Here is a 22213-nt window from a genome sequence, read left to right on the forward strand (position 1 = left end):
TTTGCCTGTAGGAAATCGTCGCATCGTTCACACCACAGGTTGAGAAAAATAAGCCTGCAAGACCTCAAGCGTCGTCTGAAATCCGTTTCCACTCCAACGCTAAATCATACAGCGCCTTTTTATTCTCGCCGGTAATCTTGGCGGCAAGCTCGGCAGCTTGTTTGGTCGGCAACTCGGCCGCAAGGATTTTCATGGTATTTTGCGCCGCCTCGGGCAAATCGCTGTGTTTCTCTTTCACCGAAGGGTGCAACACCAGCACCATCTCGCCGCGCGTTTGGTTGCTGTCGTTTTTGAGGGCGGCTTGGATTTCGGCAACCGTGCCGCTGAGGAAGGTTTCAAACGTTTTGGTGATTTCGCGCGCCAGAGTCAACCGGCGTTCGGGGAACTGCGCGGCCATATCCGCAAGGCTTGCTTCGATGCGGTGCGGCGTTTCAAACATCACAATCGGAAAATCGGCTTCCGCCCATTTGGCCAACAGCTTTTGGCGTTCGCCGGCCTTAGGCGGCAGGAAACCGTTGAAGTAAAAATCGGATTCCGTCACCCCGGCCACGCTCAATGCCCCCATGACCGCGCTTGCGCCGACCACAGGCACCACTTTAAATCCGGCTTCGCGCACGCGGGCGGCAAGTTTTGCACCGGGATCGCAAACCGCAGGCGTACCCGCATCCGAAACTTGGGCGACGCTCAGGCCGTCTGAAAGATGGGCGATGATTTTATCGGCCATTTGCTGCTCGTTGTGTTCGCGCACGCTCACGAGTTTGCCCTGAATGCCGTACGCACTCAAAAGCTGGGCGGTAACACGGGTGTCCTCGGCGCAGATAATGTCGGCCTTTTGCAGAACGGCCAGCGCGCGCAGCGTTATGTCGGCTAAATTGCCGATGGGTGTGGCGACAACGTATAATGTCTGTTTTTCGATGCTGTCGACGGCTTTTTGCAGGTGTTTTGTGTACATAGATTCAAGGCCGTCTGAAACGGCGTCTCTTTAAAAACAATGATTATATAACGGGTAAACTTTTCATGCGCTTAAACCACAAACAGGGGGCGGCGGCCGAAGATGCGGCACTGGCATTCCTGCTGGGCAAAGGCTGCTCGCTGCTGGCGCGAAACTGGCATTGCGCCTACGGCGAAATCGATTTAATCGTCAAAAACGGCGGTACGATTGTGTTTGTTGAAGTAAAATACCGCAAAAACCGAGGTTTCGGTGGTGCCGCATACAGCATCCCGCCGTCCAAATTATTGAAATTGCAACGAAGTGTAGAGTATTATCTGCAAAAGCACGGGTTAAACCATGCGCCCTGCCGCCTGGATGCGGTACTGATTGAGGGCGACGGACAACCCGAATGGATTCAAAATATTACAGGTTAACCTCATGACAACATTACAAGAACGCGTTTCCGCGCATTTTGCCGAGAGCATCCGCGCCAAGCAGGAAGCCGAAAAAGTACTGGTCGAGCCGACCGTACAGGCTGCCGAGCTGATGCTGCAATGCCTGATGAACGACGGCAAAATCCTGGCCTGCGGCAACGGCGGTTCGGCTGCCGACGCGCAACACTTCGCCGCAGAAATGACCGGCCGTTTTGAAAAAGAACGCATGGAATTGGCCGCTGTCGCGCTGACGACGGACACTTCCGCCCTGACCGCCATCGGCAACGACTACGGTTTCGACCATGTGTTCAGCAAACAAGTGCGCGCGCTCGGACGTGCCGGCGACGTATTGGTCGGCATCTCCACTTCCGGCAATTCAGCCAACGTCATCGAAGCCATCAAAGCGGCACACGAGCGCGACATGCACGTCATCGCCATGACCGGCCGCGACGGCGGAAAAATCGCTGCCATGCTCAAAGATACCGATGTTTTGCTCAACGTCCCTTATCCACGCACTGCCCGCATTCAGGAAAACCATATTTTGCTGATTCACGCCATGTGCGACTGCATCGACTCCGTCCTGCTTGAAGGCATGTAACCCTTTCTTTTCAGACGGCCCATCCCTTAAAGGCCGTCTGAACACCCAACCGTCCATACCCAAGGAAAAGGATATGAAGAATATCAAACGCTACGCCCTCCCCGTTCTGACTGCGACCCTCTTAAGCCTGAGTCTGAGCGGCTGCGTCGGCGCACTGATCGGCGGTGCAGCCGTCGGCACCAAATCCGCCGTCGACCGCCGCACCACCGGCGCGCAAACAGACGACAACGTTATGGCACTGCGCGTCGAAACCACCGCACGCTCCTACCTGCGCCAAAACAACCAAGTCCAAGGCTACACGCCCAAACTGAACGTTGTCGGCTACAACCGCCACCTGCTCCTGCTCGGCCAAGTGGCTACCGAAGGCGAAAAACAATTTGTTGAACGCATCGCCCGTTCCGAACAAGCCGCAGAAGGCGTGTACAACTACATCACCGTTGCCTCACAAGCGCGTTCGCTCGGCGACGTGACCAACGACACCTGGGGTACATCCAAAGTCCGCGCCTCCCTGTTGGGCCTCAGCCCGGCCACCCAAGCACGCGTCAAAATCGTGACTTACGGCAACGTGACCTATGTGATGGGCATCCTCACGCCTGATGAGCAAGCCCGCGTGACCCAAAAAGTCAGCACGACCGTCGGCGTACAAAAAGTCGTGACCCTCTATCAAAACTACGTTGCCAACTGATTCACAGCCAACCCGGGGCCGTCTGAATATTCAGACGGCCATTCCTCCAACGATTACCCGACCCATCATGTCAAAGAATAATAAAACCCCTTTCCAACTTAAGCCCAAACACCTAATCCGCGCTTTATTCCTTGTCAGCTTTATCGCCGTCGCCGCCCTTGTTGCCGGCGTATTCAGCACCCTACACTCCGGTAAAACCGACGTACCCGAAAAAAGCCCTGCCGAACAAACCGACACACGCATTGAAGTTTGGCGCCCCAACGGCACAGTCGAACCTGAAACCGTTCAGCCTGCCAAGGACGGCGACGCAAAAACTGCCTCCGGCAATCCTGTCGTCCCACAAAATGAAAAAGGTGAAAAAGCGGAAGAAGGTGTAAAAAACGACCGCGCCGCTGCACACCGCGGCAAACGCACAGAAAACAAACGCACTGAAGCCGACAAATCAGAAAACACACCATCCGACAACAGCAGCCCTGCCGCTCAAAACAAACCTAAAGCAGACAGCCAGCCGGTAGAAAACAAAGTCGCAAGCAACAAACCTGCCGCACAAGCGGTAGAAAACAAACCGGAAAAAGCCAAAGCCCCCGAGTCAAAACCGACTCCGAAAGCCGAGCCTAGGGCAAAACCACAAGCCAAACCGCGCAATAAAGACAATCTCGATAACCTGTTTTAAACAGACGGCACACCCGTCCCGTTCAGACGGCCTCCATGCCGTCTGAAACAAGAAGGAAACCTCATGAACGAAGTCATCATCAAAACCCCCGAAGAAATCGAAAAAATGCGCGAACTCGGCCGCTTGGTCGCCGAAGCCCTCGATTACATCGGCCAATTCGTCAAACCCGGCGTCACCACCAACGAAATCGACAAACTCGTTTACGACTACCACGTCAACGTTCAAGGCGGTTATCCAGCTCCCCTCAACTACGGCAACCCGCCCTACCCGAAATCCTGTTGCACCTCCGTCAACCACGTCATCTGCCATGGCATTCCCGACGACAAGCCGCTGAAAGAAGGCGACATCGTCAACATCGACCTGACCATTAAAAAAGACGGTTTCCACGGTGACTCCAGCCGTATGTTTACCGTCGGCAAAGTCTCCCCGATTGCCCAACGCCTGATCGACGTGACCCACGCCTCCATGATGGCGGGTATAGAAGCGGTCAAACCCGGCGCCACCCTCGGCGACGTCGGCTATGCCTGCCAACAGGTTGCCGAAAATGCCGGCTACTCCGTCGTGCAGGAATTCTGCGGACACGGCATCGGCCGCGGCTTCCACGAAGCACCTCAAGTAGTCCACTACGGCCGCAAAGGTGAGGGCCTCGTCCTCAAACCGGGCATGATTTTTACCATCGAGCCGATGATCAACCAAGGCAAACGCCATCTGCGCATCCTGAACGACGGTTGGACAGTGGTTACCAAAGACCGCTCCCTCTCCGCCCAATGGGAACACGAAGTTTTGGTTACCGAAACCGGCTACGAAATCCTCACCATCAGCCCTGCCAGCGGTAAGCCTTAACCTTGAAAAAACCTTCAGGCCGTCTGAAAACATAGATTCAGACGGCCTGAAGTTTATTCGCATTCTCAATCTGGAAAACCGAATAAAAACTCGAAATTAAGTTTTCACCCAAATTGAATTGTTTAATTATGTAAAAATTTGCTTACGCCATATTTAAGATAAGCGCATAATTTAATGATTTATATAATGAAAATTTACTGAAATAATGAATTAAGAAATATTTACATAAATTATGGCAGACAGCGGAAAACTTCTTTCGAATATACTGTCTAATTATCTAGATCAGTCATTTGCAATACGCCCACATATCACCCCAAAAGCCTACAGGAAAGGGATGCCGGCATTCTTGCAGACCCATTTTTATGCCTAGAGGCATGCAACAAATACCACAATAAGGAAGATTCATGAAATCGTTCGAAAAAATTGAAAACATCCGCGATATCCGTAAAAAACTCGGCCTGAACCAAATGGACTTCTGGAGTCGCATTGGTGTGACTCAATCCGGCGGTTCCCGTTACGAATCTGGCCGCAATATGCCTAAACCTGTACGCGAATTGCTGCGTTTGGTACACATCGAGCGCGTAGATTTGGCTAAAGTTAACCGTGACGACTTGGCCGTTGCTTCCCTGCTGAAAAACCGCGACCCTGAGTTGTACGCTTCTCTGAAAAGAGAAGCCAAAGCCGACAAAGGTAAATAATCAAGCTATTCAAAAGGCCGTCTGAAACTCGTTTTCAGACGGCCTTTTTACTTTCTACGCCCTAAGGGCATGTCTGCATACATGCCCTTTTCCATTTACGGCTGATACTGTTTGAAATAGTCCAACACGATTTGTGGCAGCCATTGCAGATTCAGACGGCCTTGATCGCGGCTGACAAAACCGACATGCCCGCCGTATGCCGGTTGCAGCAGCGTAACGGCCGAGGACACGTCCCGCCCGGTCGGCAGGGCTTCTGGCGGCAGGAAAGGGTCATTGACGGCATTGAGCAGCAGTAACGGCGTACCCACGCCTTTCAGGAACGGTTTGCAGGAATTACGGCGGTAGTAATCGTGGCGGTCGGCAAAACCATGTAGCGGCGCGGTAAAGCGGTCGTCAAAATCGCCAAGCGTTTTGCAGTTTTGCTGGCTTAAGGCCGTCTGAAACTGAGGAATCGCCTGGGCTTTCGGCAACAGCGAATTTAAAAAATAGCGCGTGTAAATCAGTCGCGTCATGCCCTGATCAAATCGCGTACCTGCCGCTACGGCATCAACCGGCGCGGAAACGACGGCAGATGCGCGTGGAACGGCATTGCTGCCCTGCTCACCCAAATATTTGGCCAGGGCATTGCCCCCCAAAGAAACGCCGACAGCGTAGATGGTTGAATAGCGTCGGGCCAGTGTGTTGAGCATAAAGGCGATTTCGGGCGTATCGCCGAGGTGGTAGAACACGGGCGCGGTGTTTTCTATACCGCCGCAACTGCGGAAATGGGCAACCACGCCGTTCCAACCGCGCTGCTGCACGGCTTTCATCAGCTCGACTGCGTAATGACTCTCGCTGCTGCCTTCCAGTCCGTGGAACAAAACCACCAACGGCGCATCAGGATTGGCGCTGTCGACAAAATCGTAGGCAACTTGGGTTTTGCCGGTACTGTCGGGCAGAAGCTCGCGGCGGTAGTCGGGCGCCTTGCCTTGCAGCAGCTTGGCAAACAGAGTATCGGCATGGCCGTTTCTGAGCCAATAAGGCGTGTTGGGTGAACGTGTATTCATGATTTATTTTTTCTATTTTTCAGACGGCCTGAAGATGATCATATACACCAGCAATGCAGTCAGCGTGCCGTTTGTCCAGCCTGCCCAAACGTCGGTGGGATAATGCACGCCCAAATAAATGCGTGAAAACCCGGTCAGCAGGGCAAAGGAAATGCCGCCTACCCAAGCAGCACGGCGGTAGCGCGTGCGACGGCAAAGCAATATCAACATGACGGCAATGGCAGCGGAAAACGTACTGTGGCCGCTGGGAAAGGAAAAATTGCTCTTCTCAATCAGGCGCGGCCAAAGCAACGGGCGTTCGCGGGCAAACCATACCTTCACAATCAGCATGTTCAAAGTCGGCACCAATGCCGCCAACACGCAAAACAGCGCTTCGCGCTTCTTATCGGCAAAATACAGGGCGGCGGCAACCGCGCCGATCAGCGGCACGGCAATCGCGGTTTTGCCCAGATAGTGCAACACGGTGGCAATCGGATCAAACCATGTTCCCGCGTGGGCATGGACGGCGTGCATCAGCGGCGGTTCAAAAGCGAAGCCGCCATATTGCGCCAGCCAAATGCCGATGATGAGGGTCGGCGGTAAAAACAGCAAAGAGGCAAAAGTCAGTGCGCGTCTGGATTGGGCTGGGGATAAATGCATTATTCCACCGTTTCTTTCAAAGTCGCGCCAATCGCCTGCAAACCCTGCAACGCATCTTCCCACGCCGCATCCAGCAAGCGGCAGGCCTCACCTTCCGCTTTAATGCCGAACTCGATATGCGGCGGAGTATAACGGCCGTCTGAATCGGTACGGCCCACGGTGGGCAGGCTGTACGAACGGACACCGGCGTAGGTACGCTCAAGATGTTCCATAATCGGCGTAATGCGCGATTCGGGTTGGTCGAACACATACACGCTGCGGCTGCCGCGTTCGGTTTGGTTAAAGCGGTCGGCGTAATAAGTTTCCAATACCCATTCCGCCATCGGGTGCGCCATCACGGGGAAGCCGGGGAAGAAATAATGTTCGCGGATGGAAAATCCGGCGATGTTGTTGAACGGGTTGGGCACAAGTTCCGCGCCTGCGGGAAAATCCGCCATTTTCAGGCGCTGGGCGTGTTCTGGGGCGTCAAGCGGTTCGCCGCGTTTAAGGGTAACGCCCTCGATGAACTTGGCGGCTTCGGGATGGCGGACGACGGGCAAATCCAAAGCGGCGGCGGCAGCTTGGCGGGTATGGTCGTCGGGCGTGGAACCGATGCCGCCGGTAACGAAGGTCGGCAGGTCGTCTGAAAAGCTGCGGCGCAGTTGTTTAACCAACAAATCGGGTTCGTCGGGCAGATATTGCACCTGACTGAGCTTCAGTCCGCGCGATTCCAGCAGGGATTTGAAAAAGGCGAAATGCTTGTCTTGGCGGCTGCCGTGCAGGATTTCGTCGCCGATGATGATGAGGTTGAAAGCGTTCATGATGAGGTTTCTTTAATACGGCCCTCCGAACATTCAGACGGCCTAATTGCTGACAATGTATTCCATTTATAAGATAATGGTTTCAACTTTTCAAGTCTGGAGAAATCCCAATGAGCCAAAACCATACTATTTTACAAAATCTCCCCATCGGTCAAAAAGTCGGCATCGCCTTCTCCGGCGGTCTTGATACCTCTGCCGCACTGTTGTGGATGAAACTCAAAGGCGCGCTGCCTTATGCCTACACCGCCAACCTCGGCCAACCTGACGAAGACGATTACAACGCTATTCCCAAAAAAGCGATGGAATACGGTGCAGAAAATGCCCGCCTGATTGACTGCCGCGCGCAGTTGGCACACGAAGGCATTGCCGCCATCCAATGCGGCGCGTTCCACGTTTCCACCGGCGGCATCGCCTACTTCAACACCACGCCTCTGGGCCGCGCCGTGACCGGCACCATGCTCGTTTCCACCATGAAAGAAGACGACGTCAACATCTGGGGCGACGGCAGCACCTACAAAGGCAACGACATCGAGCGTTTCTACCGCTACGGCCTCTTGACCAATCCCGCGCTGAAAATCTACAAACCTTGGCTCGACCAACAATTTATCGACGAACTCGGCGGCCGCCACGAAATGAGCGAATTTCTGATTGCCAACGGCTTCAACTACAAAATGTCGGTGGAGAAAGCCTATTCCACCGATTCCAATATGCTCGGCGCGACGCATGAAGCCAAAGACTTGGAGTTCCTCAACAGCGGCATCAAAATCGTCAAACCCATCATGGGCGTTGCCTTCTGGGACGAAAGCGTCGAAGTCAAACCCGAAGAAGTCAGCGTGCGCTTTGAAGAAGGCGTGCCGGTTGCATTGAACGGCAAAGAATACGCCGATCCTGTCGAACTCTTCCTCGAAGCCAACCGCATCGGCGGCCGTCACGGCTTGGGCATGAGCGACCAAATCGAAAACCGCATCATCGAAGCCAAATCGCGCGGCATCTACGAAGCCCCGGGCATGGCGTTGTTCCACATCGCCTACGAGCGCTTAGTAACCGGCATCCACAACGAGGACACCATCGAACAATACCGCATCAACGGCCTGCGCCTCGGCCGCCTGCTCTACCAAGGCCGCTGGTTCGACAGCCAAGCCCTCATGTTGCGCGAAACCGCCCAACGCTGGGTCGCCAAAGCCATTACCGGCGAAGTCACCCTCGAATTGCGCCGCGGCAACGACTACTCGATTCTGAACACCGAATCGCCCAACCTGACCTACCAACCCGAACGCCTGAGTATGGAAAAAGTCGAAGACGCCGCGTTCACACCGCTCGACCGCATCGGACAACTGACTATGCGCAACCTCGACATCACCGACACCCGCGCCAAACTGGGTATCTACTCGCAAAGCGGTTTGCTGTCGCTGGGCGAAGGTTCGGTGTTGCCGCAGTTGGGTAATAAGAAATAAAGCAACCCTGCCATTTGGGACCGTTTCAAACGGGAAAGGTCGTCTGAAATTTAGTTTTCAGACGACCTTTCTATTTTTCCTCAGATTAGATGGATATTTTATGTTTAATTTTGTAAATCAACATCTTAGACAAAGGCAACCTCGCGCCGACCTCCGCCATGGAACAAGTGCAAAACTTTGTACTCGGCGGCATCATCGGCGGCGTGATTTACAGCGACAGCGTCGGCCTGCTGCAATTTTTCCTCGTACTGATTTTGTGGACGCTATTGGTATTGAGCCTGAAATTCATCAAAAACCACAACCGCTGGATCAAATCCGTAATTGACGGCAAATCCGTTTGGACCATCGTCAACGGCGAAGTCCAAGCAGAAGAATGTATGAAAAACGGCATCAGCGCACACGACCTCATGTTCAAACTCCGCGCCGCCGGCATCTACGAAATCTCTGCCGTCAAACGCGCCGTGATGGAACAAAACGGCCAGCTCGCCGTCATTAAGTACGGCGACGAAAGCCTGCGCTATCCACTGATTACAGACGGCCAAGTCGACACCGACATCCTCGAAATCATTAAGCGTGATGAAGAATGGCTGCAACAGGAACTCGACCGCCTCCACCTTGAAGCCTCGCAAGTCTATATCGGCGAATATATAGACGGAAAATTGGTGGCACACCGTTATTCTTCTTGATTTGAAAATAGCAGGCCGTCTGAAACCTTGATTTCAGACGGCCTTTTTATATTCAATCCAAACACTGATTTTTTAATCGCGATATTCAAACGTTGTGCCCAAAAATTGAGCCAGCGCAGAGACGTGGGAATGTCGGGGATCTTTGACGGCGGTCAGCAGCAGGATATTGCCGTGTTGCCGCTCCAAATCCAGCAACTGCTTGATGGCGGCCTGCTCGGCATTGCCTTGCAGCTCTTCATGATAACGGCTGACAAAACTGTCAAAATTTTGAGCCGGATTTTCGTGATACCAGCGACGCAGGTTTGCACTGGGCGTAATATCTTTCAGCCAAAGTGCGGTGGCAAAAACTTCTTTATGGACGCCGCGCGGATAGAGGCGGTCGATAAAGACGGCGGTTTGTTTAGAATCGGGTTGATAGGCGTAAATGCGCTGTACGGTAAACATTTTTTCTCGTCTCCAATGGATTCAGGCCGTCTGAAAATTCAGACGGCCTGATGTTTTTTAGGGTTTAAAACAGTTTTTTGACTTCGGCTTCGATGTCGTCGGCTCGCATAAAGGTTTCGCCGATCAGGAAAGTATGCACGCCGTGGCTGCGCATGAAATCAACGTCTTCTTTGTTGCGAATGCCGCTTTCGGTTACAACGGTTTTGCCGTTCAATTCAGGCAAGAGGTCGAGGGTTTGTTGCAGGGTTACTTCAAACGTACGCAGGTTGCGGTTGTTGACACCCCACAACGGCGTGGCCATGTTGCGGCATTTTTCCAGCTCGGACGCATCGTGCAACTCCAACAATACAGTCATGCCCAATTCGTGGGCAACGACTTCAAAACGCTCAAGCTGCTCTGCTTCCAGTGCGGCGGCAATCAGAAGAACCGCATCCGCACCCCACGCGCGCGCCTGATAGATTTGGTATTCGTCGATGATGAAATCTTTACGCAAGACCGGCAGTGCCACGGCCGCACGCGCCTGTTTCAAATACTCGGGTGAGCCTTGGAAATAATGTTCGTCCGTCAACACGGACAAACAGGCCGCGCCGGCTTTTTCATAGGCAACAGCAATTTCGGCAGGATGAAAATCAGGACGGATCAGGCCTTTGCTCGGGCTGGCTTTTTTGACTTCGGCAATAATGGCAGGTAGATTCTGCGCGTGTTTTTCACGGATTGAGCCGATAAAGCTGCGAACCGACGCGGCAGCCTGCGCTTGGGCTTTGATGTCTTCTAAGGAAATGGCGGCTTTTTGGGCGGCCACTTCTTCTGCTTTGGTGGCAAGGATTTTGTTGAGAATATCGGTCATGGCGTTTTTCTATTGGGGCTGATTTTCGGGTTTGAATCGTGCAACATGCTGTCACAGATTAGATTTCAGACGGCCTGAATGCCGCTATTTTAATGGTTTGAAAAAAGGCGGGCAAGAATGCCCGCCTTTGTGTCTGCTTCAATTTAGTGATGAATGCCCAAAACGGCCGAAGTGTGGCTGATGATTTCGTCCGCCAAAGTCGGATTGTCGTTCAGCTTGATACCGTAGCCGGGCACCAATTCTTTCAGACGGCCTGACCATGACTCGATACGGCCCGGGAAGCATTGGTTGATCAGCTTAATCATCAAAGGCACGGCGGTTGATGCGCCTGGGGACGCGCCTAGCAATGCGGCCAGCGAACCGTCGGCATGAGCGACGATTTCGGTACCGAATTGGAGTACGCCGCCTTTTTTCGGGTCTTTTTTGATGATTTGTACGCGTTGACCGGCGGTAATCAGTTCCCAATTGTCAGGATTGGCTTCCGGATAATACTCTAAGAGCGAATTAAAGCGTTCTTCTTTGGTTTTACGCAATTCACCCAAGAGATATTTGGTCAGCGGCATATTAGCCCAACCGGCGCGGAGCATAGGATAGAGGTTGTCCATTTGGATGGACATCGGCAAATCCATGAGCGAGCCTTGTTTGAGGAAGTTGGGGCGGAAGCCTGCATACGGGCCGAACATCAAATGGCGTTGGCCGTCCACGTTGCGGGTATCCAAATGCGGAACGGACATAGGGGGCGCGCCGACGGAGGCTTGGCCGTACACTTTGGCGTTGTGTTGCGCGGCCGTTTCGGGATTGCTGTTGCGGAAGAAGAGGCCGGAAACCGGAAAGCCGCCGTAGCCTTTGCCTTCGGGGATACCGGATTTTTGCAGCAGAGTCAGTGCGCCGCCGCCTGCGCCGAGGAAGACGAAACGGGTGCGGAGTGTCAACGGGTCGTCATCGTCTTTGGTGCTGCTGGTTTTCAGCACCCATGCGCCGTCCGATTCGCGGTTGAGGTCGTCGACATGACGGTTGAATTTGATTTTTACGCCTTTGTCGCTCAAGTATTTGACCATCTGGCGGGTCAGGCTGCCGAAATCGACGTCTGTGCCTTCGGCGGAGTAGTTGGCGGCGATGGATTGGTTTTCATCACGGCCGTTGACAACCAGCGGCGCCCATTCGGCAATTTTGGCGCGATCGGTAGAAAACTCCATTTTTTCAAAGAGTTTTTGGTTTTTGAACACGTCGAAACGTTTTTGCAGATAACTGCAATGGTCGGCGTTCATCACCAGCGACATATGAGGGACGGAATTGATGAAAGTGCGGTCGGTCAGTTTGCCTTCTTCGACCAAAGTCGCCCAAAATTGGCGGCTGATATGGAATTGTTCGGCAATATTGAGGGCGCGGGTCGGATCGATCGTGCCATCGGCAGTCAGGGGCGCATAGTTCAATTCACACAGCGCAGAGTGTCCCGTACCGGCATTGTTCCATGCATTTGATGATTCCAACGCTACATCTTCCAAGCGTTCGATCAGGGTGATTTCCCAAGATGGTTCGAGTTCTTTGAGCAATACGCCCAAAGTGGCGCTCATAATGCCGCCGCCTACTAATACGACATCGGTTGCTTCAGCCATGGTTTTACTCCTACTAAAGTCAGGCATGGTTTGCCTTGTGGTTATCTATCATTATAAACAACTGATTTCAGAGGAATTATTTTGTATTTTATCGTGTGTGAAACTTTTGTTGCCTGCTGAGTTTCCGAGCGTAAATGGCGGAAGGCAGTTTCGGTTTGGGTTCCAGATTTCAGGTCTTTATAATATGTTATTAAGAATTTAGTAGATTTTACGGAGAAATGCAAAGATTTTCTGTTCGGTTCATATAAAAATAATAGATTAGGCCGTCTGAAAACGTTTTCTTACCCTTTATCTGCCAATGTTTGCCAAGAAAAAAGAATTTTTCATTTCTTTTTTAATTGACTGTTTTTGTCAGCAATTTCGGCGTCAGACTAACGTGAATCAACCGCCGATCTGCTATCATTTCAACTTATTTCCCCAAGGCAAGCCGCCATGTACCTGACTCAAGAAAAGCCCTACCGCCCCCTATTGGTCGCACTGATGTTCCTTACCCTGCCGCTGGCGATGATATTGCACAATATCGTGCAAATCGCCTTTTCAGACGGCCAAGGTCTGTTGGTTACAGTCAAAGACGGCGCGTGGGCATGGCAAAGCGGTTGGCAGGATTCCGTCGCATGGTTTGTCTGCGGCATGTTTGCCTTCCTCAACCTACCAATTGCCGGCGGACTGACTAAGCTGGCGTATAAAAAAATGATGCGCCGGCATTCGCGTTACGCCATCTTCCTTGCCGGTGTTGCAGCGTGTGCCTCGGCGGCGGCGGGTTTGATTTTTGAAGCCATCTTAGGCAATGCCGCATTGGCCGGTATGCGCGGACAAGGCGTGTTCTACTACACCCTTTCCGTGTGGATCATCGCCATGCTGACCCTGCCCAAACAGCTCACGCGCGCGCCGGAGCAGCCCATCGTCTTTCACAAGATGAAACGTTGATTCAACAGGCGCAAACATTTTCAGACGGCATGCTTTCCGTTACCATTACATCCAACGCGTTTTAACCAATAAGGAATAACAAATGAATCAGGCGCAACAGCTCCGCGACGGCATACAGGCACTGGGTTTGGACATCGACGAAGCCAAACAGGCCAAACTGCTAGACTATGCCGCCCTGCTGCAAAAGTGGAACAAAACCTACAACCTGACCGCCCTGCGTGATCCCGCCCAAACCGTCAGCCACCACCTGCTCGACAGCCTGACCCTCTTGCCCTATATCGAACACGCGCAAACCATGCTCGACGTCGGCTCCGGCGGCGGACAGCCCGGCATACCCACCGCCATCTGCCGCCCCGACCTTAACATCACCCTCCTCGATGCCAACACCAAAAAAACCGCCTTTCTACAACAAGCCGTCATCGAACTCGGCCTTAAAAACGTCCGCGTCATCAGCGGCCGCGTAGAAGCCGCCGCCGACTGCCGCGCCGACGTCATCACCAGCCGCGCCTTTGCCGAACTCGCCGACTTCGTCAACTGGACAGAGCACCTCCTCAAAGACGGCGGCTACTGGGCGGCCATGAAAGGCGTATATCCGCAAGAAGAAATCGACAAACTACCCGAAAGCGTCGCCGTCGAAAAAGTCGAAGCATTGCACGTTCCCCAACTCAATGCCGAACGCCATATCGTCATCATCCGCAAAAAGGCCGTCTGAAAACAACCCAAGCATACCGAATAACGGTACAATCCAGCCATCCACACTTAACACGACAGCAAAGCACATGAGCGCACAAATCCTCGCCGTCGCCAACCAAAAAGGCGGAGTCGGCAAAACCACCACCACCGTCAACCTAGCCGCCTCCCTAGCCTCCAAAGGCCGCCGCGTCCTCGTCGTCGACCTCGACCCCCAAGGCAACGCCACCACAGGCAGCGGCATCAACAAAGCCACCATCGAAAACGGCGTTTACCAAGTTGTCCTCGGCGAAACCGACATCCCCAACGCCGTCGTCCGCAGCAAAGAAGGCGGCTACGACGTATTGGGTGCCAACCGCACACTGGCCGGCGCAGAAGTCGAACTCGTCCAAGAAATCGCACGCGAAATCCGCCTCAAAAACGCCCTGCAGCTCGTTGCCGACGACTACGACTACGTCCTCATCGACTGCCCCCCGTCCCTGACCCTGCTCACCCTCAACGGCCTGGTCGCCGCCAACGGCGTCATCGTCCCCATGCTTTGCGAATACTACGCCCTCGAAGGCATCTCCGACTTAGTGGCCACTGTCCGCAAAATCCGCCAAGCCATCAACCCCGACCTCGACGTAACCGGCATCGTCCGCACCATGTACGACAGCCGCAGCCGCCTCGTCGTCGAAGTTAGCGAACAGCTCAAACAACACTTCGGCAACCTGCTCTTCGACACCGTCATCCCCCGCAACATCCGCCTCGCCGAAGCCCCCAGCCACGGCCTCCCCGCCCTCGCCTACGATGCTCACGCCAAAGGCACCCAAGCTTATCTCGACTTGGCCGATGAACTGATTGCGCGTTTGGAAAAATAAACAGAAATATAAATATAAAAAGGCCGTCTGAAAGGTAGAAAGTACTTTCAGACGGCCTTTGGTTTGATTGGAAAGAATATTTCTTAAAGACCGCGTGCGTGCGTACCGCACACACCCTACGCATAAATTTCAAATTCTTTGTGATTCATAGGTAGGGTGTGCGCCCGAAGGCACGCACGCGGTTTGATGCAGGCTACAGCTTGCTATTTAGAAAGATCTATTACTCTATTACAAGGTATAGATGAACAGCTTTCTCCTAAAACCCCGCCCGATCCAATTCTTCCAACAGCGCAGGCCGGCGCGGTTTTTCGCTATATCGCTCCCTGATTTCGTCGGCAAAGTCTTCTATCGCCTGCCGTTGTGCGGAATATTGGCGGCGGAGGATCTTTAATTGGTTCAAGAGCTGGCGGTATTGCTTACGGTTGCTTGCCTTATTGATTTCAGCCGTAAAGATTTGCAGATAGCAAGCCACGATTTGGTCGTGATACGGCTCGGGGAAAGACGGGGCAAAACGTTCCATCATGTACAACGAAAGGTGTTGCTGCAATAGGGCGAGCAGCAGATCGAATTCCTGTTCATACTCCAATATTTCAGCTTGCAGCGAATATTGACCCGACAAGCGCGCAAGCAGGCGGTTGAATTCATTTGGCCATTCAGCGGCGGAAAACGTGGCTTTCCACGCTTCGTAATGCGGCAATGAAAGGCTGGTGGAAAATGCCAAATCTGCTGCGATTTCGCGTACATTTTTACCGGTTTCCTTCAATACATCGAAAAGTTGCAGCTTCCATTTGTGCATTGTGCCGAGTGTTCCTTCATCTTCGGCAATGCTGATGCCTTCGCGCAAGAGGCGTTCTGCTTCCGCCCAATCTTGCTGCCCGACTGCTTGCTCTACCGCAATTTGTCTGAATTTCGGCAGGCGCAGATGTCGTCTGAAATAATCCTGCGCGGCAGCAGTATCGCCTTTCGCCTGTAATACCTGCCAGCCTTCGAGTGCCCAAAATTCATGTTCCCAACCCGACTTGGTAACAGCCAAACGTTTAACCACATAATCTTGCCACGCCTGCCATTCGCCGCGCAGCCGCCAGATTCGGGCGCGGATTTGGTAGATTTTATTGCCTGCCTCCGAGAAATCAAAATAGCGGCTGTCGTCCAAGCATTTGTCCAAAAAATTGATCAAACGCTTTGGGACATTTTCCATGACTGCCTCTTCCAGCAGCTCGATTGCCATATACATAGCATCGCCCAACATACCGTCCGAATCATCCGCCTTTTCAAAAGCATCCTGCAAACGCGGTATCAACAGAGGCAAAGCCTGCTGCAACGCCGCCGTCCCCTCCTGCGCCACATCTTCCAACCAGTTTTGCAGCCTGAAGCCCAAATCGGCGGCTTCATAGTAATCATAATATCGGGTTCGGGAAAAGATTTGAGAGAGCTGCTGCCGATACGGATTGCCGCCCTTTTTAGGCTGCTGCGCGTCAGATTCGTCCGGCTGCTCGTCTGGCGTTTCGGCGCGCACCGCATACCACAACGCCGCCATATGCTTGCACGCCCAGCCATAAGGACAATCGCAGCCCCCGTCCTTAATGTACAAATCACTATCCAGCTTCAGCCATACCGAATAGTTTTCCGAACCGCACACCTCCGCCCGATAACGCCCGGCGGAAGTTTTTTGGATGTAGCGAACTTTGCCCTGCTGAAAATACAACAGGCCGCGTTCGGCGATGTGGGGCGGGAACAGGTGGAGCGGATGGATACGGGGCATGGTTGGCTTCCAAGAAGTTGTTGAAATATGGGGAGTTTACTGGTTCGGGTGATGTTTGGGGAGAGGGTAGTGGGAATTCTTGTTTGGCAAAGTGGCAAAAGGTCGTCTGAAAATGGGTTTCAGACGACCTTTGGTGTGGTTGGAAAAGGAGTAGTTTAGAAAGACCGCGTGCGTGCGTACCGCACACACCCTACAGACGGGTTTTGTGGGATTACGGGTAGGGTGTGTGCCCAAAGGCACGCACGCGGTTGCAGGCTACGGCTTGCTACGCACGGATTCCAAGTTTTGCGTGATTTGCAGGTCGGGTGTGCCGAAAGATACGGACACGGCTGGACAGGCTATTTATTAATTACTTTATATAGTTGTACGTTTTCATATTTCCTGATATATTGCGTAAACATTACGTATAAAATTAGGAAATTTTTTATGGTGGAATTTGCATTATCAGAACCTTTCCCATTTGAAGTAGGAGAAGTGGTTGAACAACAAAATATTGATATTGCTTTGAGTGAAATCAGCGAGTATTTATCTCAGGAGGTGCTTAAAGAGATTGTGCTTACTGCACATAATAATATTCAGGACAAAGCAGCATTATCTGATAGGAATACATTGGGAAATTATCGGCAAGGAGAAATCACACTTGCTCTAAGGGTATATTTAAGTAAATATGGCTGGACGCTTGAGCCTTGGTCGGGTGGTGCATATCTATGGCTATCTCCATGTCGGACTAAAAATATTATTGTGGCTACTGCTACTTCTGACGTTGGTAGGCGTAATGGGATGCCAATGACTACCGCACGAAAAGGTAGGAAATTTGAGGAGGCTATTCGTAATTCAAAATTAGATTTGCCTGATACTGCTCAGTTTTGGGTTCTACTGTTTCACTGGGAGTATAATAAAGTGCAACTTGAACTATCTTTACCTAGTGGTTTTGTTAGTCATCAAATCACTGGATACAAGCAGCGAATTATATTAGCTGATATTGATTTGACTAAATTTGATGAGATTGAGCGTAAGCAACCTGTTGAAGAATATGAACCTTTGGTTGAAAGAAAACAAAAAGCAGGATAAGTTGAATGATACATCATGCAGACATTTAATCGTGAGAGACTGGAGTTTGCGCTGGATAAACGTGGTTGTACGCAAACAAAATTAGCTGAGTTATTAGGTATTACCGCTCGACAGGTTAGAAACTATGTAAAAGATGAGCAAATACCTGATTTAAATGAATTAGCTAATTTATTAGAGTTTCCAGTTCATTTCTTTACTAATGACGAAAGACTGCCTGAGTTGAAATCTCAGGCAGTAAGTTTTCGTGCTCGTTCACGCACCTCGAAGAGGCTTGAAAAACAAGCATTAAATCATAGCATTACGGCTTTTTTGTTAAATGACTGGCTCGAGACAGAATTTACACTAAGTCAAGCCGTATTGCCTGATTTTTCTGATATTCCTCCTGAAGAGGCTGCTCAGGAACTAAGATTAGAATGGGGGCTTGGCAATGAACCTATTCCGAATATGATCACCCTACTTGAAGCTAAGGGTGTTCGTGTATTTTCATTATCTTTAGATACAAAGGACATTGATGCCTTTTGTACTTGGTATGAAAATCATCCATTTGTATTTTTAAATACACAAAAATCTGCAGAACGTAGTCGATTTGATGCTGCCCATGAATTAGGGCACTTAATCCGTGATAAATACAGTATGGAACATAGTAAAAATAGTGAAATTACAGAAGATGAACCTCGTGATATTATCGAAAAAGAGGCTAATGCCTTTGCTTCAGCTTTTTTAATGCCGGAGGCTGCACTACGCTTATATCGTCATGTTCCTATCACTATTGAAAATTTATTAAAAATCAAAAGACGATTTGGTGTATCACTTGTTGCCTTAGCATATCGGATGCATAAATTAGGAATGATTACTGATAGGATGTATATACACAATCTTTGTCCTTTGTTTGCAAAGAAAAAATATCGAACTATCGAACCAGAGCCAATGGAAAGGGAAATATCAAGCGCATTACGTAAAATGCTTACTATTTTAAAAAATGATGGCATTGGTATTGAACAGATTGCTGAAAATTTAAACGTATCCCCCAAAGATGTTGCTGATTTAACTTTTGGATTAGTTGAGAGGGACTTAAATAGATATAGGAAACTTCGATTAGTCAAATAAAAAAACAGCCTGAAACTTTTCAGGCTGTTTTTTATTTTCCAATTTTTTCCCACTCTTTCAACAACCTCTTCACCGACACCGGATACGGCGTCTTCAATTCCTGCGCAAAAAGCGACACCCTCAATTCTTCAATCATCCATCTAAACGCGGCGAGGTCGTCTGAAACGGGTTGTCCTTGTTTCATCAAGCCGTCGGTTTTTTCCTGCCACATTTGTTCCAGCTCTTGAATATCGGCTTCGCGGGCTGCGTCGCGGGCGGGGTTGCTGCTGTATTTTTCGAGGCGCAGGGTCATGGCTTTGAGGTAGATGGGGAGGCGCGGCCATTGTGCCCACGGGGTGCGGGTGGCGAAGCCGGCGGCGAGCAGGGTTTGCAGGCGTTGGCGCAGGAGGTGAGTGAGCGGGTGTTTGCCGAGTTTGCTGTTGAGTTCGGCGTAGGCGGCTGCGGTTTCCTGCAGGTAGCGGCTGAGGGCTTCTTTGACGGCGGGCAGGCGGCTGCGGGCGCGTTTGATTTGTTCTTTGAAGGCTTTTTCGTTGCGCGGCAGCTCGTCTTCGCCGATAAAGGCGCGGTCGCAGACGGCCTGTGTGAGGTCGTCGCGCAGGGTGTCGGCGTTGATGTGTTTGAGCAGCATGGCGGCTTGAGTGAAGCCTTGGATGCCTTTGTTCAGGTCTTTAACTTGTTCTTTTAGTTGTAGTTTCATGAGTTCGATCACGCCTAATCGGTGGGCTTGTTCGGCGGCGGCAGACGTGTCGAACAGGCGTAGGGCGATGCGGCCGTCTTTTTCTTTTTGCAGGCTGAGGTAGCCGGTGAGCTGTTGTTTGCCGCGGGCGAATTTGATGGATTCGGGCAGGGTGCCGATGTCCCATGCGGTAACGTTGTCGCGCTCGAATTCTTGGGTGTTGTCGCGGAAGGTGGTGGCGGCGGCTTTGCCAAGTTGTTGTTGGATTTGGATTAAATTGCGACCCATGGCTAATTCTTGTCCGCCGTCGTCGATGATGCGGAGGTTGAAATAGCAGTGTTCGGGCAGCCTGAACGCGGCCCATTCGTCTTGGTTGATTTGCTCCAGTATGCGGATGTCGCCCGCGCTTTTGGCGATAAAGTGCGCCAACTGGGGAATGATGGCCGCTTGACGGTCGGGATTGCTTTCGAGGAATTTGGTGATGAAATCGGGTACGGGCACGCAAATGCGGCGGATTTGTTTGGGCAATGCTTTAATCAGCAGCTGGATTTTTTCGCGCAACATACCGGGCACCAGCCATTCGAGCGACGGCGCGTGCAAGCGGTTGAGGACGGTCAGCGGCACGGTCATGGTCACGCCGTCGAGCGGATGGTTCGGCTCGAAGCGGTAGGAAAGTTTGAACTTGCCGTCTGCGGTTTGCCAGAATTTGGGGAACTGCTCTTCGGTAATGTGCGCGGCAGCGTGTTGCATCAAATCGTCGCGACTGAGGAACAACAGGCGCGGATTGTCGCGCTCGGCGGTTTTGAGCCATGCGGCGAAGGTGCGGATGTCGGCAAGGGGTTTTTCAGACGGCGTTTGGGATTTCAGGCTGCTTTTGGGGTCGTCTAAACGGTTTTCAGGCTGCCTTTGGGCTTTCAGGCTGCCTGCTTGACGAACCATGCGGTAATTGGTCAAAACCAAACCGTTACGCGGGATTTGGTTTTCGTGTTGCCGCACAAAGCCTTGTTTTTGAAAAAATGCCAATGCGGCTTTGGACACGTCTGCCGTTATCGCCTTGCCGCTGTCTGTCGGCGGCAAAACAGCAGCCAGCAGCGCGGTGGCAATGCCCTGCCGCTGGTGGTGCGGGTTGGTATAAAGGCAGTTTAGGTGGCTTTGTTCGGGCTGGTATTCAATAAAACCGAGCACGCGCCCGTTGTGCGTGGCGACGCGGACATTGCCGCCGCCAATGCGTTGTTGCCAAAACTCGGCATCGTCCGCACCTTGCAGCCATGCGTTTTTTTCCTGCTCGCTGTAATAGCGGTTTGAAATGTGCTGCACGGCGCGGCGGAATAATTCGGCAACGGCGGTGGCATCGCTAGTTGTGGCGGGGCGAATATGGGGTTTCAGGCTGCCTGAAAGGCCATCTGAACGGTTTTCAGGCTGCCCGACTATCTCGCCGCCGCTTTTAAATACGGTTTTAGGCAAACGCGCATCGTAAAACTCAAACAAAATCTCATTGTTCACCAGCACATCTTGGCGGCGCGATTTGTGTTCCAGCTCGGCGACTTCGCGGATCAGTTTTTGGTTGTGTACGAAAAACGGCGCGGTGAAACTGCCCATTTCTTGCGCCACCAATGCGCTGCGGATAAAGATTTCGCGCGCTTCTTCGGGTGCAACTTTGCCGTAAGACACGGGGCGGCGCGGCAATACGGTCAGGCCGTAAAGCGTCACGCGTTCGCTGGCGACGACTTCGCCGCGTTTTTGTTCCCAGTGCGGCTCGAAATAATGATAGCGGACAAGGTGCGGCGTTTCCTGCTCGATCCATTCGGGCTGGATGACGGCCACATCGCGCGCGTAAAGGCGCGTGGTTTCAACCAGTTCTGCCGCCATCACCCATTTGGGTTTGGCTTTGAACAGGGCTGAGGCAGGGAAAAGGTGGAAGCGGCTGCCGCGCGCGCCGGTATAGTCGTTGCCGTCGGGCGATTTCATGCCGACGTTAGCGATGAGGCCGGTCAGCAGGGCGCGGTGGATTTGTTCGTAGCCGGCTTCTTTGGCGGCACGGATTTGGGCGCGGTGTTGTTTCTTGTCCAGTTGTTTTTGTTTGAGCTTTGCCGTCAAATCTTGATCATCTTGACTTTCAGACGGCCTTAATTGCTCTTGGGTAGGAGGTTGTCGAAACGCGGCTTCCTTGGTGGTCAAACCCATTTCAATCGCGGTTTGGGCAAGCTGGTGGTGCAGCTCGCGCCACTCGCGCATCCGCAGGTGCGACAGGAAATATTGACGACACCATTGCACTAGCTGCTTGTTGGACAAACCTTTGTCACGCTCGCGCTGGAAGCTGTCCCAAATATTCAGATAGGCAAGGAAATCGGATTGCTTGTCGGTAAAACGCTCGTGCGCCTTGGCCGCGGCATCGCGCGCTTCCAACGGCCGCTCGCGCGGGTCTTGAATCGACAGCGCAGACGCAATCACCAATATTTCCGCCATGCAGTCGTGTTTCTTCGCCGCTAACAAAATGCGCGCGATTTTCGGGTCGATGGGCAGGCGCGCCATTTGTTCGCCGAGGCGGGTTAAGCGGTAGCGGGGTTTGGTGAGTGTTTTCAGGCTGCCTGAAAAATTTTTGCTTTGCGAAAACTCGTTTCGCCCGTTTTCAGACGACATATGGATATGGCTTTTCATGTTTTGTATAACAGATGTGTAGGGCGGGTATTGATGCCGACCTACGCATTGGATTCAGATAATATTTA

22 protein-coding genes are annotated in these 22213 nt (G+C 52.2%); 13 read left to right on the top strand and 9 right to left on the bottom strand.

Annotated features, from left to right (window positions below):
* Positions 1–64 precede the first annotated feature (64 nt).
* Positions 65–952 (bottom strand): 16S rRNA (cytidine(1402)-2'-O)-methyltransferase, encoded by an 888-nt coding sequence (gene rsmI, locus ACTHSQ_RS07810; protein ID WP_049343746.1) that lies wholly within the window; start codon positions 950–952, stop codon positions 65–67.
* Between the two features lie 65 nt (positions 953–1017).
* Here rsmI and ACTHSQ_RS07815 point away from each other — a divergent pair, with 65 nt between their 5' ends.
* From ACTHSQ_RS07815 to ACTHSQ_RS07840, 6 genes are all read left to right on the top strand, one after another.
* Complete coding sequence (locus ACTHSQ_RS07815; protein ID WP_070829721.1) at positions 1018–1365, top strand: YraN family protein; 348 nt, start codon at positions 1018–1020, stop codon at positions 1363–1365.
* A gap of 4 nt (positions 1366–1369) precedes the next feature.
* Positions 1370–1963, top strand: a complete 594-nt coding sequence (locus ACTHSQ_RS07820; protein ID WP_003680645.1) for a phosphoheptose isomerase — start codon at positions 1370–1372, stop codon at positions 1961–1963.
* A gap of 73 nt (positions 1964–2036) precedes the next feature.
* On the top strand, positions 2037–2648 hold the full coding sequence (locus ACTHSQ_RS07825) for a BON domain-containing protein (protein ID WP_154954139.1): 612 nt from the start codon (positions 2037–2039) through the stop codon (positions 2646–2648).
* Positions 2649–2715: 67 nt separating this feature from the next.
* On the top strand, positions 2716–3321 hold the full coding sequence (locus ACTHSQ_RS07830; RefSeq protein ID WP_440371660.1) for a hypothetical protein: 606 nt from the start codon (positions 2716–2718) through the stop codon (positions 3319–3321).
* A gap of 42 nt (positions 3322–3363) precedes the next feature.
* Positions 3364–4164, top strand: a complete 801-nt coding sequence (gene map / locus ACTHSQ_RS07835) for a type I methionyl aminopeptidase (RefSeq protein WP_224783515.1) — start codon at positions 3364–3366, stop codon at positions 4162–4164.
* A gap of 404 nt (positions 4165–4568) precedes the next feature.
* Positions 4569–4862, top strand: coding sequence for a helix-turn-helix domain-containing protein (locus ACTHSQ_RS07840; RefSeq protein ID WP_049352669.1), 294 nt, complete (start codon positions 4569–4571; stop codon positions 4860–4862).
* A 95-nt stretch (positions 4863–4957) separates the two neighbouring features.
* Here the strand turns inward: ACTHSQ_RS07840 and ACTHSQ_RS07845 are convergent, their stop codons facing one another.
* From ACTHSQ_RS07845 to ACTHSQ_RS07855, 3 genes are read right to left on the bottom strand one after another with little or no spacing between them, the layout of a single operon-like run.
* The gene (locus ACTHSQ_RS07845; RefSeq protein ID WP_049352667.1) at positions 4958–5908 is read right to left on the bottom strand and encodes a YheT family hydrolase; all 951 of its coding nucleotides are present in this window, start codon (positions 5906–5908) and stop codon (positions 4958–4960) included.
* 12 nt (positions 5909–5920) lie between these two features.
* Positions 5921–6547 (bottom strand): phosphatase PAP2 family protein, encoded by a 627-nt coding sequence (locus ACTHSQ_RS07850; RefSeq protein ID WP_440371661.1) that lies wholly within the window; start codon positions 6545–6547, stop codon positions 5921–5923.
* Positions 6547–7347, bottom strand: a complete 801-nt coding sequence (locus ACTHSQ_RS07855) for a competence/damage-inducible protein A (RefSeq protein ID WP_440371662.1) — start codon at positions 7345–7347, stop codon at positions 6547–6549. The genes ACTHSQ_RS07850 and ACTHSQ_RS07855 overlap by 1 nt, the downstream gene beginning before the upstream one ends.
* A 110-nt stretch (positions 7348–7457) precedes the next feature.
* On the opposite strand from ACTHSQ_RS07855, the gene argG reads away from it, so the two are divergent.
* Both argG and ACTHSQ_RS07865 read left to right on the top strand, forming a co-directional pair.
* Positions 7458–8801, top strand: coding sequence for an argininosuccinate synthase (gene argG, locus ACTHSQ_RS07860; protein WP_440371663.1), 1344 nt, complete (start codon positions 7458–7460; stop codon positions 8799–8801).
* Positions 8802–8923: 122 nt separating this feature from the next.
* Positions 8924–9487, top strand: a complete 564-nt coding sequence (locus tag ACTHSQ_RS07865; protein WP_440371702.1) for a DUF421 domain-containing protein — start codon at positions 8924–8926, stop codon at positions 9485–9487.
* A gap of 72 nt (positions 9488–9559) precedes the next feature.
* On the opposite strand, the gene ACTHSQ_RS07870 is transcribed toward ACTHSQ_RS07865, so the two are convergent.
* From ACTHSQ_RS07870 to ACTHSQ_RS07880, 3 genes are all read right to left on the bottom strand, one after another.
* Positions 9560–9931, bottom strand: a complete 372-nt coding sequence (locus ACTHSQ_RS07870; protein ID WP_440371664.1) for a DUF488 domain-containing protein — start codon at positions 9929–9931, stop codon at positions 9560–9562.
* A 64-nt stretch (positions 9932–9995) separates the two neighbouring features.
* Positions 9996–10778: an indole-3-glycerol phosphate synthase TrpC gene (gene trpC / locus ACTHSQ_RS07875; protein WP_440371665.1), complete on the bottom strand. Its 783-nt coding sequence runs from the start codon at positions 10776–10778 to the stop codon at positions 9996–9998.
* A gap of 143 nt (positions 10779–10921) precedes the next feature.
* Positions 10922–12394, bottom strand: a complete 1473-nt coding sequence (locus ACTHSQ_RS07880; protein ID WP_308186977.1) for a malate:quinone oxidoreductase — start codon at positions 12392–12394, stop codon at positions 10922–10924.
* Between the two features lie 432 nt (positions 12395–12826).
* Here ACTHSQ_RS07880 and ACTHSQ_RS07885 point away from each other — a divergent pair, with 432 nt between their 5' ends.
* The 3 genes from ACTHSQ_RS07885 to ACTHSQ_RS07895 all read left to right on the top strand — a co-directional run bounded on the left by ACTHSQ_RS07885 (position 12827) and on the right by ACTHSQ_RS07895 (position 14871).
* A complete protein-coding gene (locus tag ACTHSQ_RS07885) occupies positions 12827–13321 on the top strand; it encodes a hypothetical protein (RefSeq protein ID WP_003749363.1) in 495 nt (164 codons plus the stop codon).
* 82 nt (positions 13322–13403) lie between these two features.
* Complete coding sequence (gene rsmG / locus ACTHSQ_RS07890; protein WP_440371666.1) at positions 13404–14033, top strand: 16S rRNA (guanine(527)-N(7))-methyltransferase RsmG; 630 nt, start codon at positions 13404–13406, stop codon at positions 14031–14033.
* 67 nt (positions 14034–14100) lie between these two features.
* Positions 14101–14871 carry a ParA family protein gene (locus ACTHSQ_RS07895; protein ID WP_049336841.1) on the top strand — a complete coding sequence of 257 codons (771 nt, stop codon included), beginning with the start codon at positions 14101–14103 and terminating at the stop codon, positions 14869–14871.
* A 256-nt stretch (positions 14872–15127) separates the two neighbouring features.
* Here ACTHSQ_RS07895 and ACTHSQ_RS07900 read toward each other — a convergent pair whose 3' ends face one another.
* Positions 15128–16633, bottom strand: coding sequence for an SWIM zinc finger family protein (locus ACTHSQ_RS07900; RefSeq protein WP_440371667.1), 1506 nt, complete (start codon positions 16631–16633; stop codon positions 15128–15130).
* Between the two features lie 426 nt (positions 16634–17059).
* On the opposite strand from ACTHSQ_RS07900, the gene ACTHSQ_RS07905 reads away from it, so the two are divergent.
* Together ACTHSQ_RS07905 and ACTHSQ_RS07910 are read left to right on the top strand one after the other, a co-directional pair.
* Positions 17060–17704, top strand: a complete 645-nt coding sequence (locus tag ACTHSQ_RS07905; RefSeq protein WP_440371668.1) for a hypothetical protein — start codon at positions 17060–17062, stop codon at positions 17702–17704.
* A gap of 15 nt (positions 17705–17719) precedes the next feature.
* Complete coding sequence (locus ACTHSQ_RS07910; RefSeq protein WP_440371669.1) at positions 17720–18811, top strand: XRE family transcriptional regulator; 1092 nt, start codon at positions 17720–17722, stop codon at positions 18809–18811.
* 31 nt (positions 18812–18842) lie between these two features.
* Here ACTHSQ_RS07910 and ACTHSQ_RS07915 read toward each other — a convergent pair whose 3' ends face one another.
* On the bottom strand, positions 18843–22127 hold the full coding sequence (locus ACTHSQ_RS07915; RefSeq protein ID WP_440375948.1) for a GNAT family N-acetyltransferase: 3285 nt from the start codon (positions 22125–22127) through the stop codon (positions 18843–18845).
* Between the last annotated feature and the right edge of the window lie 86 nt (positions 22128–22213).

The sequence above is a fragment of the Neisseria sp. P0009.S008 genome, assembly GCF_051958615.1.
GTDB classification, from domain to species: Bacteria; Pseudomonadota; Gammaproteobacteria; order Burkholderiales; family Neisseriaceae; genus Neisseria; species Neisseria subflava.